The sequence below is a fragment of the Citrobacter sp. Cpo109 genome (assembly GCF_030332565.1).
Taxonomy (GTDB): domain Bacteria; phylum Pseudomonadota; class Gammaproteobacteria; order Enterobacterales; family Enterobacteriaceae; genus Citrobacter; species Citrobacter portucalensis.
The window spans coordinates 95,986-112,638 of record NZ_JAOWHQ010000024.1; the positions used below are offsets into that span (position 1 = coordinate 95,986).

The 16,653-nt window shown below is 51.9% G+C and carries 13 protein-coding genes; 10 read left to right on the forward strand and 3 right to left on the reverse strand.

The features are described from left to right. Positions 1–99 precede the first annotated feature (99 nt). Positions 100–903, reverse strand: a complete 804-nt coding sequence (locus tag OGY71_RS00995; RefSeq protein WP_003825295.1) for a DeoR/GlpR family DNA-binding transcription regulator — start codon at positions 901–903, stop codon at positions 100–102. A gap of 33 nt (positions 904–936) precedes the next feature. Beyond that, positions 937–1,833 (reverse strand): sugar kinase, encoded by an 897-nt coding sequence (locus tag OGY71_RS01000; RefSeq protein ID WP_003825297.1) that lies wholly within the window; start codon positions 1,831–1,833, stop codon positions 937–939. Between the two features lie 166 nt (positions 1,834–1,999). Between OGY71_RS01000 and yihU the strand changes: the two genes are divergently transcribed. The 8 genes from yihU to ompL all read left to right on the forward strand — a co-directional run bounded on the left by yihU (position 2,000) and on the right by ompL (position 11,637). Continuing rightward, the gene (gene yihU / locus OGY71_RS01005; protein ID WP_191221977.1) at positions 2,000–2,896 is read left to right on the forward strand and encodes a sulfolactaldehyde 3-reductase; all 897 of its coding nucleotides are present in this window, start codon (positions 2,000–2,002) and stop codon (positions 2,894–2,896) included. 10 nt (positions 2,897–2,906) lie between these two features. Then, complete coding sequence (gene yihT / locus OGY71_RS01010; RefSeq protein ID WP_003825301.1) at positions 2,907–3,782, forward strand: sulfofructosephosphate aldolase; 876 nt, start codon at positions 2,907–2,909, stop codon at positions 3,780–3,782. Positions 3,783–3,794: 12 nt separating this feature from the next. Beyond that, a complete protein-coding gene (gene yihS, locus OGY71_RS01015; RefSeq protein ID WP_126957459.1) occupies positions 3,795–5,036 on the forward strand; it encodes a sulfoquinovose isomerase in 1,242 nt (413 codons plus the stop codon). Positions 5,037–5,054: 18 nt separating this feature from the next. Next, positions 5,055–5,897 (forward strand): aldose-1-epimerase, encoded by an 843-nt coding sequence (locus OGY71_RS01020; RefSeq protein ID WP_126957461.1) that lies wholly within the window; start codon positions 5,055–5,057, stop codon positions 5,895–5,897. 48 nt (positions 5,898–5,945) lie between these two features. After that, entirely contained in the window at positions 5,946–7,982 is a 2,037-nt protein-coding gene (locus tag OGY71_RS01025; RefSeq protein ID WP_286612663.1) for an alpha-glucosidase, read from the forward strand. A 45-nt stretch (positions 7,983–8,027) separates the two neighbouring features. Beyond that, positions 8,028–9,410 (forward strand): MFS transporter, encoded by a 1,383-nt coding sequence (locus OGY71_RS01030; RefSeq protein WP_003825308.1) that lies wholly within the window; start codon positions 8,028–8,030, stop codon positions 9,408–9,410. A gap of 46 nt (positions 9,411–9,456) precedes the next feature. Next, positions 9,457–10,878: an MFS transporter gene (locus OGY71_RS01035; protein ID WP_286612665.1), complete on the forward strand. Its 1,422-nt coding sequence runs from the start codon at positions 9,457–9,459 to the stop codon at positions 10,876–10,878. Between the two features lie 66 nt (positions 10,879–10,944). Continuing rightward, complete coding sequence (ompL, locus tag OGY71_RS01040) at positions 10,945–11,637, forward strand: porin OmpL (protein WP_003825311.1); 693 nt, start codon at positions 10,945–10,947, stop codon at positions 11,635–11,637. 69 nt (positions 11,638–11,706) lie between these two features. On the opposite strand, the gene typA is transcribed toward ompL, so the two are convergent. Continuing rightward, positions 11,707–13,530: a ribosome-dependent GTPase TypA gene (gene typA / locus OGY71_RS01045; RefSeq protein ID WP_003028641.1), complete on the reverse strand. Its 1,824-nt coding sequence runs from the start codon at positions 13,528–13,530 to the stop codon at positions 11,707–11,709. A gap of 379 nt (positions 13,531–13,909) precedes the next feature. Here typA and glnA point away from each other — a divergent pair, with 379 nt between their 5' ends. Together glnA and glnL are read left to right on the forward strand one after the other, a co-directional pair. Next, a complete protein-coding gene (gene glnA / locus OGY71_RS01050) occupies positions 13,910–15,319 on the forward strand; it encodes a glutamate--ammonia ligase (protein WP_003825314.1) in 1,410 nt (469 codons plus the stop codon). 282 nt (positions 15,320–15,601) lie between these two features. After that, on the forward strand, positions 15,602–16,651 hold the full coding sequence (glnL, locus tag OGY71_RS01055) for a nitrogen regulation protein NR(II) (RefSeq protein ID WP_008786986.1): 1,050 nt from the start codon (positions 15,602–15,604) through the stop codon (positions 16,649–16,651). Positions 16,652–16,653: the final 2 nt, after the last annotated feature.

Here is a 16,653-nt window from a genome sequence, read left to right on the forward strand (position 1 = left end):
CTCCTTATTCGCCGTGGATGAATAACTGTAGCGGGAAAGGAGAAGTTTGACTATGCGAGAGTGATGGCTACGAACTTATCGAGCCATCATTGGGGAGAATTACACTGCCAGAGCATCATCCTGTGAAGGACTCACCTGCACAATTTCTACCTGCTGTGACTGGAGTAAATTATGCAGGGCCGGGCCTGGGTACTCATCGGTAAACAGCGCGGTCACCTGAGACACGTTGCCAATTTCTACCGCGGCAGAAGCCGTATATTTCGTATGATCCGCAGCCAACAGAATATGCCTTGAATGGGCCATCATCGTCTTCACTACGCTGGCCTCGTTGACATCAAACTCCAGCAGCGCACCATCATTTTCGATCGCGCCAACGCTGGTAACCAGGTAGTCGGCCCGAAAATCAGCGACAAATGCTGAGGCAGAAGGGCCAATGATGCCGCTGTTATGCGGGCGTAACGTTCCCCCCGGCACCATGACTTCAAAACGTGGGTTGTTATACAGAATGTGCGCCACGCGTAGGCTATTGGTAATAATGCGCAAATGATTATGGTTTAACAGCGCGCGTGCTACCTGCTCAACGGTGGTGCCAATGGTAATAAACACCGTTGACCCATCGGGAATGTAATCAGCCACCGCTTCCGCGATGGCTTTTTTCTCTTCCGTCCAGGAGACTTCACGCTGCTCAAACGCCGTATTCACCACGCTGGAAGCTCTGCCCGCGCCACCATGATGACGCGTAATTAATCCCTGCTCACTGAGTTTACGAATATCACGACGCACGGTTTGCGTGGACACGTCCAGCAGGCTGGCCAGCTCGTCGATATTCATATAACCGCGCTCGCTAATCAGCATAAGCAGTTGATCGTGTCGCGGGTTACCGGTCAGTTCGGTAAGACTCATGAAATTTCCTCGAAAAACCATTGCCCTGGCATTTTATACAAAAAGTGACAGAAAAGATCGGGTTTGATCACAGTCAGGGATTCCGGCCCTTCCTCCCGGACGCGTGCATTTTAACGCAGCAACCCCGCTGGCAAACCTGACGGCTTCTTCTGGAGCATCGCCGCCGGCCAGGCTGAATGCGAGTGCACCGTGGAAAACATCTCCAGCTCCCGTAGTATCCACAACGTCGACTTTAAATCCAGATTGATGCTGCAACGTATTATTTTTTATCCAGTCACAGCCTTCACTTCCCCGCGTTACGTAAACATGTCCATTTGTGAGCGTTTTTGCTTGTTTCAGTCCAACTTCAGAATCATTTATCCCGGTTAAACGCACCAGACCAGGTTCAGAGAACGCAGCATGATCGCTTAACGCCACCAGCTCGCTGATATCTTGTGGCGTTACGTCACCATCCAGTACTGTCATCACTCCCGCCTGACGCGCCAGCGTGAACGCCTTTCTGGCCCCTTCATGCCAGCGAACATCCGCCAACACCACATCCCACTGGGAAAAATCGATCTCATTCAGCCAATCAGCATCCGGCAATAAATCCGGGCTGGGATAGTTAACGATAATCCGCTCCCCTTGCGTATCAACCATAATTGCCGATTGCGAAGACTTCGCCCCTGCGTAGCGCCGGGTGTAACGGGTATTTACCCCCAGGGATTCCAGCTCCGCCAGCAGGCTATTTCCGGTGTCGTCATCGCCCACACGGCCAATAAAGTCCACCTGTGCGCCCAGCTTCGCTGCAGCCACTGCGGCCGTTGCAGCAGGCCCACCGCCCACTTCCGTATAACGCTTCGCCACATACTTACCCCCTTCAGTCGGTAAACCTTCCACGTAATAGATGCGATCCATCACGGCAATACCTACACAAGCAATACGAATCATGGTCATTCCTTAGGCGTTTCAAGATGGGACCATTTTAATTTCACAAAATGTTTAAAAAGTGACGGCTGTCAATTTTTTGACCATAAATTACAAATACGATCAAAAACAGACAAAAACAAACAACCTTAAATGACAAAAAATGACATCCACGTCTCAGGAGAACGTTATGGCAGTTATAGCATTTATCGGATTAGGTCAGATGGGTTCACCCATGGCGAGCAACTTGCTGAAGCAGGGTCACCAACTCAGCGTCTTTGACGTTAACCCGGATGCCGTTCAGCGCCTGGTGGAAAAAGGAGCACAGCCTGCCAGCAACCCGGCTCAGGCAGCAAAAGGGGCAGAATTTGTCATAACCATGCTGCCAAATGGCGATCTGGTGCGTAGCGTACTGTTCGGCGAGCAAGGTATCTGCGAAAGCCTCTCCCCGCAGGCATTAGTGATTGATATGTCGACTATTCACCCACTGCAAACCGACAAGCTGATCGCCGATATGCGTGCCAAAGGCTTCGACATGATGGATTGCCCGGTTGGGCGTACCTCCGATCACGCTATCGCGGGAACGCTGTTGCTGCTGGCAGGCGGAACAGCACGGCAGGTAGAACGCGCCGCACCGGTTCTGATGGCGATGGGTAATGAACTGATCAATGCAGGGGGTCCCGGTATGGGGATCCGCGTGAAACTCATCAACAACTACATGAGTATCGCACTGAACGCTCTTTCTGCCGAAGCAGCCGTGTTGTGCGAGGCACTTGGCCTCTCCTTTGATGTGGCCTTGCAAGTTATGAGCGGTACCCCCGCCGGGAAAGGCCACTTCACTACCTCCTGGCCGAACAAAGTGCTGAAAGGCGATCTTTCCCCGGCATTCATGATCGATTTAGCTCACAAGGATCTTGGCATCGCGCTGGACGTTGCCAACCAACTGCATGTGCCGATGCCGCTCGGTGCTGCCTCCCGCGAAGTCTATAACCAGGCGCGTGCCGCTGGCCGTGGCCGGGAAGACTGGACGGCCATTCTTGAACAGGTTCGCGCATCCGCCGGGCTAAATAAACACACAGATAAGTAAGGACTGAGCAATGACGAAGTACACCCTGAAAGATATCACCCGAGCTTCTGGCGGATTTGCCATGCTGGCGGTCGATCAGCGCGAAGCCATGCGCTTAATGTTTGCCGCAGCGGGTGCAAAATCCCCGGTCAATGACAGCGTGCTGACCGATTTCAAAGTCAATGCGGCGAAGATCCTGTCCCCCTATGCCTCCGCCATTCTGGTCGATCAGCAGTTCTGCTACCGCCAGGTTGTAGAGCAAAACGCGGTCGCCAAAAGCTGCGCCATGATTGTGGCCGCTGATGAGTTTATTCCGGGTAACGGAATCCCGGTCGATAGCGTGGTGATTGATAAAAAAATCAACCCGCAGGCCGTGAAGCAAGATGGTGCTAAGGCTCTCAAACTGCTGGTGCTGTGGCGTAGCGATGAAGATGCCCAACAGCGTCTTGATATGGTGAAAGAATTCAATGAGCTATGCCATTCCAATGGCCTGCTGAGCATCATCGAGCCGGTTGTTCGCCCACCGCGTCGTGGCGATAAGTTCGATCGCGAACAGGCCATTATCGATGCCGCAAAAGAACTGGGTGATAGCGGTGCCGATCTCTACAAGGTCGAAATGCCGCTGTACGGCAAAGGTACCCAACAAGAATTGCTTAGCGCCTCTCTGCGCCTGAATGAAAACATCAACATGCCGTGGGTCATTCTCTCCTCTGGTGTAGATGAAAAACTGTTCCCGCGCGCAGTCAGCGTAGCAATGACCGCAGGCGCATCTGGCTTCCTGGCCGGACGTGCGGTCTGGTCATCGGTTGTTGGCCTGCCGGATACCGAACTGATGCTGCGTGATGTTTCCGCACCTAAATTGCAACGCCTGGGCGATATCGTCGACGAAATGATGGCCCGGCGCTAAGAGGATCTAAGAATGAAATGGTTCAACACCCTAAGCCACAACCGTTGGCTGGAGCAAGAAACCGACCGCATCTTTAACTTTGGTAAGAATGCGGCGGTACCCACCGGATTTGGCTGGCTGGGAAACAGTGGTCAGGTCAGAGCAGATATGGGGACACATCTGTGGATCACCGCCCGCATGCTGCACGTCTACTCCGTTGCCGCGTCAATGGGTCGTCCTGGCGCATATCAGCTAGTCGATCATGGCATTAAAGCACTGAATGGCGCGCTGCGCGACACTCGCTACGGCGGTTGGTACGCCTGCGTAAATGACGAAGGCGTTATGGACGCCTCCAAACAGGGCTATCAGCATTTCTTTGTTTTGCTCGGTGCGGCAAGTGCGGTCACCACCGGTCATCCGCAGGCCAGGCAATTGTTGGATGACGCTATCGACGTGATTGAAAAGTACTTCTGGAGTGAAGAAGAGCAGATGTGCCTGGAATCCTGGGACGAAGCTTTCAGCCAGACGGAAGATTACCGCGGCGGTAACGCCAACATGCACGCGGTCGAGGCTTTCCTGATCGTGTATGACGTTACCCATGACCGTAAATGGCTCGATCGCGCACTGCGAATTGCATCGGTGATTATTCACGACGTAGCCCGCAGCGGGGAGTATCGCGTTAACGAACACTTCGATTCACAGTGGAACCCAATCCGCGATTACAACAAGGATAACCCAGCTCACCGTTTCCGCGCTTACGGCGGCACGCCGGGCCACTGGATCGAATGGGGTCGCCTGATGCTGCATCTGCATGCCGCACTGGAAGCCCGCTTCGAAACGCCTCCCGCCTGGCTGCTGGAAGATGCCAAAGGCTTGTTCCACGCCACCATCCGTGATGCCTGGGCACCAGACGGTGCAGATGGTTTTGTCTATTCGGTGGACTGGGATGGTAAACCCATAGTTCGCGAAAGAGTGCGTTGGCCGATAGTCGAAGCCATGGGTACCGCCTATGCCTTGTATACCCTCACCGGCGACAGCCAGTACGAAGCCTGGTACCAGAAGTGGTGGGATTACTGCATCACATATCTGATGGACTACGAGACCGGTTCATGGTGGCAGGAACTGGATACCGATAACAAGGTGACGACCAAAGTCTGGGACGGTAAGCAGGACATTTATCACCTGCTGCACTGCCTGGTGATCCCGCGTCTACCGCTGGCTCCGGGCCTTGCTCCGGCAGTGGCTGCCGGTCTGCTGGATATCAACGCTAAATAAGTAACAAGGTGAGCAGCCATGCATAACGGTGGAAAAACCATTCATCTTCAAGCCGGAAACTTCCAGGCGAAAATCGTCACGGTTGGTGCTGGACTAGCAGAATTGACGCACCGTGGGCGTCACATTGTGATTCCACATAAGCCGGAAGAGATGCCGCTGGCACATTTAGGAAAAGTGCTGGTTCCCTGGCCAAACCGCGTTGCAAATGGCTGCTATCAACATAACGGCAAGACCTTCCAACTTGCCGTTAACGACCCTGTTTCACATACCGCCATCCATGGATTGCTGGCCTGGCGGGACTGGCAGATTAATCAACTGTCGAACACGGAAGTGTCGTTGACGATTTTTCTTCCGCCCTCTTATGGCTATCCCTTTGCGCTGGTTTCAGAGGTGATTTACCGACTGGAGGCAGACAGCGGATTGCACGTCATTATTCGGACACAGAATGTGGGTGACGAAATTGCACCCTATGGCGCGGGAGCACACCCCTACCTGACCTGCAATCAGCACCCTATCGATGACTGTGAATTAACACTCCCAGCGAGTGAAGAAACATGCGATGAACGGGATTTCACAACGCAGCGACGCATTGCGCAGACCACTATCGATCATACGTTCAGGACCATGCCACCTGACGCTGAGTGGGAAGTCAGGATAACCAGTCCATCGCAAAACATGTCCACTTTTTTACGCAGCCACCAGCCCTGGCTACAGGTGTACACCGGCGAAAAATTAGCACGGCGTGGCCTTGCGGTTGAACCGATGACCTGCCCGCCAGACGCCTTTAACTCCGGAATTAGCCTGATTCATCTCGCGCCCGGAGAAACACATCAAATGCATTTTTTAATCGGCAGTGAATAACAGATTTCCGACAAATTACCGAATTACCCTATTTTTACGGAGACGATAATGAATTCGCTACAACAACGGTCAACCGCCTTAGAACTCACATCACTACCTGATGGATTTGCTTTAACGTACCACCAGCGCCTGATTTTACGTCACAGCACAGAAACCCCTTGTCTATGGATCGGCGCTGGCGTTGCCGACATTGACATGTTTCGCGGCAACTTCAGCATCAAAGACAAGCTCAATGAGAAGATTGCTCTGACAGACGCCACGGTTAGCGAGTCACCTGATGGCTGGCTGGTACATTTCAGCCGCGGTAATACCATCAACGCCACGCTGCACATCTCTACCGATGAACAGGGCCGCCTGAAGCTGGACCTGCACAACGATGATCTCAGCCATAACCGCATCTGGCTGCGTCTGGCAGCCAACCCGGACGATCATATTTACGGCTGCGGTGAACAATTCTCTTACTTCGATTTGCGCGGAAAACCCTTCCCACTGTGGACCAGCGAACAGGGCGTGGGCCGTAACAAAAACAGCTATGTCACCTGGCAGGCTGACTGCAAAGAAAATGCCGGCGGAGACTACTACTGGACCTTCTTCCCGCAGCCGACCTTCGTCAGCACACAGAAGTACTACTGCCACGTTGATAACAGTTGCTATATGAATTTCGACTTCAGCGCACCGGAGTATCACGAGCTGGCGCTGTGGGAAGACAAAACCACCCTGCGCTTTGAGTGCGCCGACACGTATATTTCCCTGCTGGAAAAACTGACCGCGCTGTTAGGTCGCCAGCCGGAGCTGCCGGACTGGATTTACGACGGCGTCACGCTCGGTATTCAGGGCGGTACTGAGATTTGCCAGAACAAACTGGACACCATGCGTAACGCAGGCGTGAAAGTAAACGGCATCTGGGCGCAGGATTGGTCCGGGATCCGCATGACCTCCTTTGGCAAGCGCGTGATGTGGAACTGGAAGTGGAACAGCGACAACTATCCGCAGTTGGATAACCGTATTAAGCAGTGGAAAGAAGAAGGCGTGCAGTTTCTCTCCTACATCAACCCATACGTCGCCAGCGATAAAGATCTCTGTGCCGAAGCTGCCGCTCGCGGTTATCTGGCGAAAGATGCCTCAGGCGCTGACTATTTGGTTGAGTTCGGCGAGTTTTACGGCGGTGTGGTCGATCTGACCAACCCCGAAGCCTACGACTGGTTCAAAGAAGTCATCAAAAAGAACATGATTGAGCTGGGCTGCGGCGGTTGGATGGCCGACTTTGGCGAATATCTGCCAACCGATACGTATCTGCATAACGGCGTCAGCGCTGAAATTATGCATAACGCCTGGCCCGCACTGTGGGCGAAATGCAACTACGAAGCGTTACAGGAGACCGGCAAACTCGGCGAGATCCTGTTCTTTATGCGTGCGGGCTACACCGGCAGCCAGAAGTACTCCACCATGATGTGGGCAGGCGATCAGAACGTTGACTGGAGCCTCGACGACGGTCTGGCTTCCGTCGTTCCTGCGGCGCTGTCGCTGGCGATGACCGGTCACGGTCTGCACCACAGCGATATCGGCGGCTACACCACCCTGTTTGACATGAAACGCAGCAAAGAACTGCTGCTGCGCTGGTGTGACTTCAGCGCCTTCACGCCGATGATGCGCACCCACGAAGGTAACCGCCCTGGCGATAACTGGCAGTTTGATGGTGATGCTGAAACCATCGCCCACTTTGCCCGTATGATCACCGTCTTTACCACCCTGAAACCGTATCTAAAACAGGCTGTCGCGCAAAACAGCGCTACCGGTCTGCCGGTGATGCGCCCGCTGTTCCTGCATTACGAAGACGATGCTCGGACCTATACCCTGAAATATCAGTATCTGCTGGGACAAGATTTGCTGGTCGCGCCGGTTCACGAACAGGGCCAGCAAAACTGGACGCTGTATCTGCCAGAGGATAGCTGGGTAAACGTCTGGACTGGGGAAACTTACCAGGGCGGTGAAATTACCGTAGATGCGCCTATCGGCAAGCCTCCGGTGTTTTATCGCGCGAAGAGTGAATGGGCGTCACTGTTTGCCACCTTACGCAATATCTAACACGGCTCGCCCGCGGGGAAACTCGCGGGCACATGGAGAATAATAATGAGTCAGACTTCCTCTAATCCGGCAACCCTACGCTTGCCGTTCAAAGAAAAACTCGCCTATGGGATGGGTGATTTAGGCTCCAATATCCTATTGGACATTGGTACCCTCTATTTACTCAAGTTTTATACCGATGTCCTTGGTTTACCAGGAACTTATGGCGGCATCATTTTCCTTATCGCCAAATTTTTTACCGCGTTTACCGATATGGGCACCGGGATTATGCTCGATTCCCGCCGCAAAATCGGCCCGAAAGGGAAATTCCGTCCGTTCGTTCTTTACGCCGCATTTCCAGTTACGTTGCTGGCGATTGCCAACTTTGTCGGTACACCGTTTGAAGTAACCGGTAAAACGGTGATGGCAACGGTGCTGTTTATGCTGTACGGACTGTTCTTCAGCATGATGAACTGCTCCTATGGTGCAATGGTTCCCGCGATTACGAAAAATCCGGACGAGCGCGCTTCACTGGCAGCCTGGCGACAAGGGGGCGCAACCTTGGGTTTGTTGCTATGTACAGTCGGCTTTGTACCGGTAATGAACTTGATCGAAGGCAATTCACAGCTGGGTTATATCTTCGCCGCCACGTTGTTCTCGCTGTTTGGCCTGCTGTTTATGTGGCTGTGCTATGCCGGGGTAAAAGAACGCTACGTGGAAGTGAAACCCGTGGATGCCGCGCAAAAACCGGGATTATTGCAATCCTTCCGCGCCATCGCCGGTAACCGCCCTTTGTTTATTCTGTGCGTTGCCAACCTTTGTACGCTTGGCGCATTTAACGTTAAGTTGGCAATTCAGGTCTATTACACCCAGTACGTACTGAATGACCCAATTCTCCTTTCCTGGATGGGCTTTTTCAGCATGGGCTGTATCTTCATCGGCGTCTTCTTGATGCCTGGAATGGTTAGACGTTTCGGCAAGAAAAAAGTCTACATTGGCGGTTTGCTAATTTGGGTCGCGGGGGATTTGCTTAACTACTTCTTTGGTGGCGGTTCCGTCAGCTTTGTCGCCTTCTCCTGCCTGGCGTTCTTCGGCTCAGCATTCGTTAACAGCCTGAACTGGGCGCTGGTCTCCGATACGGTGGAATATGGCGAATGGCGAACCGGCGTACGCTCTGAAGGCACGGTATACACCGGTTTCACCTTCTTTCGTAAAGTTTCACAAGCGCTGGCGGGATTCTTCCCCGGCTGGATGCTGACGCAAATCGGCTACGTTCCCAACGTGGTGCAATCAGCAAGTACGGTCGAAGGTTTGCGTCAGTTGATCTTTATTTATCCCTGCGCTTTAGCGGTGATCACCATTGTGGCTATGGGCTGTTTCTACAACCTTAACGAGAAGATGTATGTCCGCATCGTTGAAGAGATAGAAGCGCGTAAACAACCCGTTTGATAATAATAATTAATAGCGCTCTACGGGGCGCTATTGAGGAGCGATTATGTCTTTTCATGATCCGCTAACGCTAAAACTGAGCCTGCGTGAAAAATTCGCCTACGGAGTGGGTGACTTCGGCTCAAATTTGATGCTGTGTATCGGCACACTGTATCTGCTTAAATTTTATACCGATGAACTAGGGATGCCGGCGTATTACGGTGGGATTATCTTTCTGGTGGCGAAGTTCTTCACCGCCTTCACTGATATGTTGACCGGTGTATTGCTGGACTCAAGGCGTAATATTGGCGCAAAAGGTAAATTCAGACCTTTTATTTTGTATGCGTCATTTCCTGTCGCAGTTGTTGCCAGCGCGCAGTTTTTGGCGACAGATTTTACGCTAACGGTAAAAACTGGGCTGGCGACAGTATTGTTTATGCTATTCGGTCTGTTCTATAGCCTGATGAACTGCTCCTACGGCGCGATGGTGCCTGCGATCACTAAAAACCCGCATGAACGCGCTCAGCTCGCCGCCTGGCGTCAGGGCGGCGCTACCGTTGGTCTGTTACTGTGCACCGTTGGCTTTATGCCGATTCAAGCGCTATTTGTCAGTTCATCCTCGCTGGGTTATCTGATCGCCGCACTGATCTTTTCAGTCTGCGGGCTGTTCAGCATGTGGTGGTGTTTCAGCGGAGTGAAGGAACGCTACATTGAAATCGTGCCGGATCACCATAAGCCCAGCATTCTCAAATCGTTCTGTGCCATTTTCCGTAACCCTCCCCTGCTGGTGCTGTGTGTCGCCAACTTATGCACGCTAGCGGCATTCAACATCAAGCTGGCAATCCAGGTGTACTACACCCAGTACGTGCTCAATGATATTCATCTGCTGTCGTGGATGGGGTTCTTCAGCATGGGATGCATTCTGGTTGGGGTGCTGCTGGTTCCCGCTGCGGTGAAACGCTTCGGTAAAAAGCAGGTTTACCTCGGCGGTCTGGCATTATGGGCTATCGGCGATGTACTGAACTTTTTCTGGGGCAGCACATCATTTTTGTTCGTGACATTCTCCTGTATGGCCTTCTTCGGAACCGCTTTTGTTAACAGCCTGAACTGGGCGCTGGTTCCGGATACAGTCGATTATGGTGAATGGAAAACGGGGATCCGCGCTGAAGGCTCAGTGTATACGGGTTATACCTTTTCGCGCAAAATTTCCGCTGCGCTCGCTGGGTTCCTGCCGGGCATCATGCTGACGCAAATCGGTTATATCCCCAACATAACCCAAAGCGATGCAACTTTGCTCGGCCTGCGTCAGCTTATTTTCCTCTGGCCTTGTGGGCTGGCCATTATCGCTGCATTCACGATGGGTTTATTTTATAAGCTCAACGAAACTCGCTTTGCTTTTATTATTGAGGAAATCAGCCAACGGAAGAAAAACAATGTTCTATCGGATCCTGTTACCACTAAAAATAATACCTCTGCTGTAAACGTATAAAAATAATAGCCGCCTATTCCATCTTAATGGATGGCGGCCTCCCTACGCTTAAAAAATGGATTTATTATGAAAAAGTTAACAACAATAATTCTCTTATCTTCGGTTGCTTCTACCTCTGTTTTTGCGGGTGCCTATGTCGAGAACCGCGAGGCATATAATCTGGCGTCAGATCAGATAGAAGTGATGATGCGCGTTGGCTATAACTCCGATATGGGCGCGGGTATCATGCTCACCAACACCTACACCATGCAACGCAAGGATGAGTTAAAACACGGCTATAATGAAATAGAGGGCTGGTATCCGTTATTTAAACCGACAGATAAATTAACTATCCAGCCAGGTGGGTTGATAAATGATAAGAGTGCGGGTTCCGGTGGTGCGGCTTATCTGGATGTTAACTATAAATTTACCCCATGGTTTAATCTTACCGTGCGTAACCGATATAACCATAATAACTACAGCTCAACCGATCTAAACGGTGACCAGGACAATAATGATACCTATGAAATAGGCAACTACTGGAATTTTACTATCACCGATAAATTTTCCTATACCTTTGAGCCGCACTATTTTATTCGAGTGAATGACTTCAATAGCAGTAACGGAAAAGATCATCACTGGGAGATTACGAATACCTTCAAGTATCGTATCAATGAACACTGGTTACCCTACCTGGAACTACGCTGGTTAGACCGCAATGTAGAACCTTATCACCGCGAACAAAATCAAATTCGTGTCGGGGCTAAGTATTTCTTCTAATTCTTCCGGGATAAAAAAAGCCGCTGATAATCAGCGGCTTTTTTGTGCTTACCTGAAAAAGAGTGTTAATTACTCTTCTTTCGCGCCACGCATTGCACGGCGACGATCGTTTTCAGTCAGGTGACGCTTACGGATACGGATAGAGGTTGGGGTAACTTCTACCAGTTCGTCGTCATCGATGAATTCCAGAGCCTGCTCCAGAGTCATCTTAACCGGCGGAACCAGAACCGTTGCTTCGTCAGTACCGGACGCACGCATGTTGGTCAGTTTCTTACCGGTCAGGCAGTTTACAGTCAGGTCGTTAGAGCGGCTGTGAATACCGATGATCTGGCCTTCGTAAACTTCAGCACCGTGACCCAGGAACAGCTTACCGCGGTCCTGCAGGCTGAACAGTGCGAACGCAACTGCTTTACCCTGGCCGTTGGAGATCAGTACGCCGTTCTGACGCTGACCCACATCACCCGCACGAACATCGTCGTAGTGGCTGAAAGTGGAGTACAGCAGACCGGTACCGGAGGTCATGGTCATGAATTCTGAACGGAAGCCGATCAGACCACGGCTTGGGATCACGTAGTCAAGACGTACGCGGCCTTTGCCATCTGGATTCATGTTTTTCAGGTCGCCTTTACGCTCACCCAGAGCCTGCATCACAGAACCCTGATGCTGCTCTTCAACGTCCAGCGTTACGTTTTCGAACGGCTCTTGTTTACGGCCGTCGATTTCGCGGAAGATTACTTTCGGACGGGAAACCGCCATTTCGAAACCTTCACGACGCATGTTTTCGATCAGAACAGACAGGTGAAGCTCACCACGACCGGATACACGGAACGCATCTGCATCTTCGGTTTCTTCAACGCGCAGCGCAACGTTGTGCACCAGCTCTTTGTTCAGGCGGTCAAGGATCTGACGAGAGGTAACATATTTACCTTCTTTACCGCAGAACGGAGAGGTGTTTACGCAGAAGAACATGGTAACGGTCGGTTCATCAACGGACAGAGCTGGCAGCGCTTCAACATTCTGCGGGTCGCAGATGGTGTCGGAGATGTTCAGTTCGCCCAGACCGGTGATCGCGATGATATCGCCTGCTTCGGCAATATCACTCTCGATACGTTCCAGACCCAGATGGGTCAGAACTTTACCGACTTTACCGTTACGGGTTTTGCCTTCGCTATCAATGATAGTGATCTGCTGGTTCGGTTTAACTTTACCGCGTTTGATGCGGCCGATACCGATTACGCCAACGTAGTTGTTGTAGTCCAGCTGAGAGATTTGCATCTGCAGCGGGCCATCAAGATCTACATTCGGAGCCGGTACACGATCAACGATAGTCTGATACAGCGGAGTCATGTCTTCAGCCATGTCTTCGTGATCCAGACCCGCGATACCGTTCAGCGCAGAAGCGTAAACGATCGGGAAGTCCAGCTGCTCGTCGGTAGCGTCGAGGTTAACGAACAGGTCAAATACCTGATCAACAACCCAGTCAGGACGCGCACCAGGACGGTCAACTTTGTTGATAACAACAATTGGCTTCAGGCCATGGGCAAAGGCTTTTTTGGTCACGAAGCGCGTCTGCGGCATCGGACCGTCCATTGCATCCACCACCAGCAGCACGGAGTCGACCATGGACATTACACGTTCAACTTCACCACCGAAGTCGGCGTGCCCCGGGGTATCAACGATGTTGATACGGTAGTCATTCCATTTGATAGCGGTGTTTTTAGCGAGGATGGTAATCCCACGCTCTTTCTCCAAATCGTTGGAGTCCATCACGCGCTCTTGGGTTTCAGCACGTGCATCGAACGTACCGGATTGTTGGAGCAGCTTGTCTACCAGGGTCGTTTTACCATGGTCTACGTGCGCGATGATGGCGATGTTACGCAAATTTTCGATCACAACTTTGCCTCAGGCATTTTAGAAATAGCGCGTTATTGTACACGGATTAATCGCAGTACAAAACAGGATCACAAACATCCTCCGCAAACAAGTATTGCAGAGTTTCTTTGTGATCACATTCACGGAGCGTTAAAAGGGGTAATCTGACATGCTTTGCACCAATATGGTGCTTAATGTTCACATTAAAGCACTATAATGGTGCAATACAACCTTCATGGTGCAGCCCCTTTGCACGATGGTGCGCATGATAACGCCTTTTAGGGGCAATTTAAAAGTTGGCACAGATTTCGCTTTATATTTTTTATGGCGACACGGCCAATTTTTGCAGAATTGAAGACTTCGTTACCACGACGACAATGACCAATCCGGGAGAGTAAGTATGTCCGCTGAACACGTTTTGACGATGCTGAACGAACACGAAGTGAAGTTTGTTGATTTACGCTTCACTGATACCAAAGGTAAAGAACAGCACGTCACTATTCCTGCTCATCAGGTAAATGCCGAATTCTTTGAAGAAGGCAAAATGTTTGACGGCTCCTCAATCGGTGGCTGGAAAGGCATTAACGAATCAGACATGGTTCTGATGCCAGATGCGTCTACTGCTCTCATCGACCCGTTCTTTGAAGAGTCTACCCTGATCATCCGTTGCGATATCCTGGAACCAGGTACGCTGCAGGGCTACGACCGTGACCCACGCTCCATCGCTAAACGTGCTGAAGAATATCTGCGTTCTACCGGCATCGCTGACACCGTTCTGTTCGGGCCAGAGCCAGAGTTCTTCCTGTTTGACGACATCCGTTTCGGCGCATCTATTTCCGGTTCCCACGTGGCTATCGATGATATCGAAGGCGCATGGAACTCCTCCACCAAATACGAAGGTGGTAACAAAGGTCATCGTCCTGGCGTGAAAGGCGGTTACTTCCCGGTTCCTCCGGTAGATTCTTCTCAGGATATCCGTTCTACCATGTGTCTGATCATGGAAGAGATGGGCCTGGTTGTTGAAGCGCATCACCACGAAGTGGCGACTGCTGGTCAGAACGAAATCGCGACCCGCTTTAACACCATGACCAAAAAAGCGGACGAAATTCAGATCTACAAATATGTCGTTCACAACGTCGCTCACCGTTTCGGTAAAACCGCAACCTTTATGCCAAAACCAATGTTTGGCGATAACGGTTCCGGCATGCACTGCCACATGTCCCTGTCCAAGAACGGCGTAAACCTGTTCTCCGGTGACAAATATGCAGGTCTGTCTGAGCAGGCGCTGTACTACATCGGTGGCGTAATCAAACACGCTAAAGCGATCAACGCCCTGGCTAACCCGACCACCAACTCCTACAAGCGTCTGGTCCCGGGTTACGAAGCGCCGGTCATGCTGGCTTACTCTGCCCGTAACCGTTCTGCGTCTATCCGTATCCCGGTAGTTGCTTCTCCGAAAGCTCGTCGTATCGAAGTGCGTTTCCCGGACCCGGCTGCTAACCCGTACCTGTGCTTCGCAGCGCTGCTGATGGCTGGTCTTGACGGTATTAAGAACAAGATCCACCCGGGCGAAGCAATGGACAAAAACCTGTACGACCTGCCGCCGGAAGAAGCGAAAGAGATCCCACAGGTTGCTGGTTCTCTGGAAGAAGCACTGAAAGAACTGGATCTGGACCGCGAGTTCCTGACCGCAGGCGGCGTGTTCACTAATGAAGCGATCGATGCGTACATTGCGCTGCGTCGCGAAGAAGATGACCGCGTGCGTATGACTCCGCACCCGGTAGAGTTTGAGCTGTACTACAGCGTTTAATCGTTTGAGTTGCCGTGGAACTTTTAGCCTGCTCAGGCAGGCTTGAGATCGATGGCGAATGATAGGACGCCTGATGGCGCAATCTTACCAGGCCTGGAGGGTAACATTACCTTGTAGGCCGGATAAGGCAAAACCGCCATCCGGCATCTATGTTTGCCAGTCATCTGTAGCCCATCCCAGGATGGGCTTTTTTCTCCACTAACAACCTGCTTTTTCGCGCTTTTTTGATGTAAAACGCTATAATGCACTAAATTGGTGCAACACTTTTCAGGAGACTGCTGAATGGCAACCGGCACGCTGCCCGATGCTGGGCAGATCCTCAATTCTTTAATCAACAGCATCTTACTTGTCGACGATGAGCTGGCTGTACATTACGCCAACCCTGCGGCGCAACAGCTGCTCGCCCAAAGCTCCCGCAAACTATTTGGTACACCGCTTCCCGATCTGTTGAGTTATTTCTCCTTAAACATCGGACTGATGCGAGAGAGCCTGGAAGCAGGCCAGGGCTTTACGGATAACGAAGTGACGCTGGTGATAGACAGCCACTCACATATCCTCTCTGTGACCGCTCAGAGGCTGCCTGATGGCCTTATCTTGCTGGAGATGGCCCCTATGGATAACCAGCGCCGTCTGAGTCAGGAACAGCTCCAGCACGCCCAGCAGATTGCTGCCCGCGATCTGGTGCGTGGTCTGGCACATGAAATTAAAAACCCGCTGGGCGGATTACGCGGCGCGGCGCAACTTCTCAGCAAAGCACTTCCGGACCCGGCGCTGACCGAATATACCAAAGTCATTATTGAACAGGCGGACCGCCTGCGTAATCTGGTCGACCGTCTGCTGGGGCCACAACAGCCGGGAATGCACATCACGGAAAGTATTCACAAAGTGGCGGAACGCGTGGTGGCGCTGGTCTCGATGGAGCTGCCGGAAAACGTCACGCTAATCCGGGATTACGACCCAAGTCTGCCTGAGTTACTGCACGACCCGGACCAGATTGAGCAGGTTTTGCTGAACATCGTGCGCAATGCTTTGCAGGCGCTGGGACCGGAAGGCGGCGAGATCATTCTGCGTACCCGCACCGCGTTTCAGCTCACGCTACACGGCATGCGTTATCGTCTGGCGGCACGAATTGATGTTGAGGATAACGGTCCGGGTATTCCCTCGCATTTGCAGGACACGCTGTTCTACCCAATGGTCAGCGGTCGCGAAGGTGGTACCGGCCTTGGATTATCTATCGCCCGTAATTTGATTGATCAACATTCCGGCAAAATTGAATTTACCAGTTGGCCGGGTCATACCGAGTTCTCGGTTTACCTGCCTATCAGGAAATAAGG

Excerpts from the sequence above, each read along its gene's own strand:
- OGY71_RS01025 (WP_286612663.1), top strand. The coding sequence starts at position 5,946 with ATGAATTCGCTACAACAACGGTCAACCGCCTTAGAACTCACATCACTA.
- yihS (WP_126957459.1), top strand. The coding sequence starts at position 3,795 with ATGAAATGGTTCAACACCCTAAGCCACAACCGTTGGCTGGAGCAAGAA.
- OGY71_RS00995 (WP_003825295.1), bottom strand. The coding sequence starts at position 903 with ATGAGTCTTACCGAACTGACCGGTAACCCGCGACACGATCAACTGCTT.
- OGY71_RS01035 (WP_286612665.1), top strand. The coding sequence starts at position 9,457 with ATGTCTTTTCATGATCCGCTAACGCTAAAACTGAGCCTGCGTGAAAAA.
- glnL (WP_008786986.1), top strand. The coding sequence starts at position 15,602 with ATGGCAACCGGCACGCTGCCCGATGCTGGGCAGATCCTCAATTCTTTA.
- ompL (WP_003825311.1), top strand. The coding sequence starts at position 10,945 with ATGAAAAAGTTAACAACAATAATTCTCTTATCTTCGGTTGCTTCTACC.
- yihU (WP_191221977.1), top strand. The coding sequence starts at position 2,000 with ATGGCAGTTATAGCATTTATCGGATTAGGTCAGATGGGTTCACCCATG.
- OGY71_RS01020 (WP_126957461.1), top strand. The coding sequence starts at position 5,055 with ATGCATAACGGTGGAAAAACCATTCATCTTCAAGCCGGAAACTTCCAG.
- yihT (WP_003825301.1), top strand. The coding sequence starts at position 2,907 with ATGACGAAGTACACCCTGAAAGATATCACCCGAGCTTCTGGCGGATTT.
- OGY71_RS01000 (WP_003825297.1), bottom strand. The coding sequence starts at position 1,833 with ATGATTCGTATTGCTTGTGTAGGTATTGCCGTGATGGATCGCATCTAT.
- OGY71_RS01030 (WP_003825308.1), top strand. The coding sequence starts at position 8,028 with ATGAGTCAGACTTCCTCTAATCCGGCAACCCTACGCTTGCCGTTCAAA.
- glnA (WP_003825314.1), top strand. The coding sequence starts at position 13,910 with ATGTCCGCTGAACACGTTTTGACGATGCTGAACGAACACGAAGTGAAG.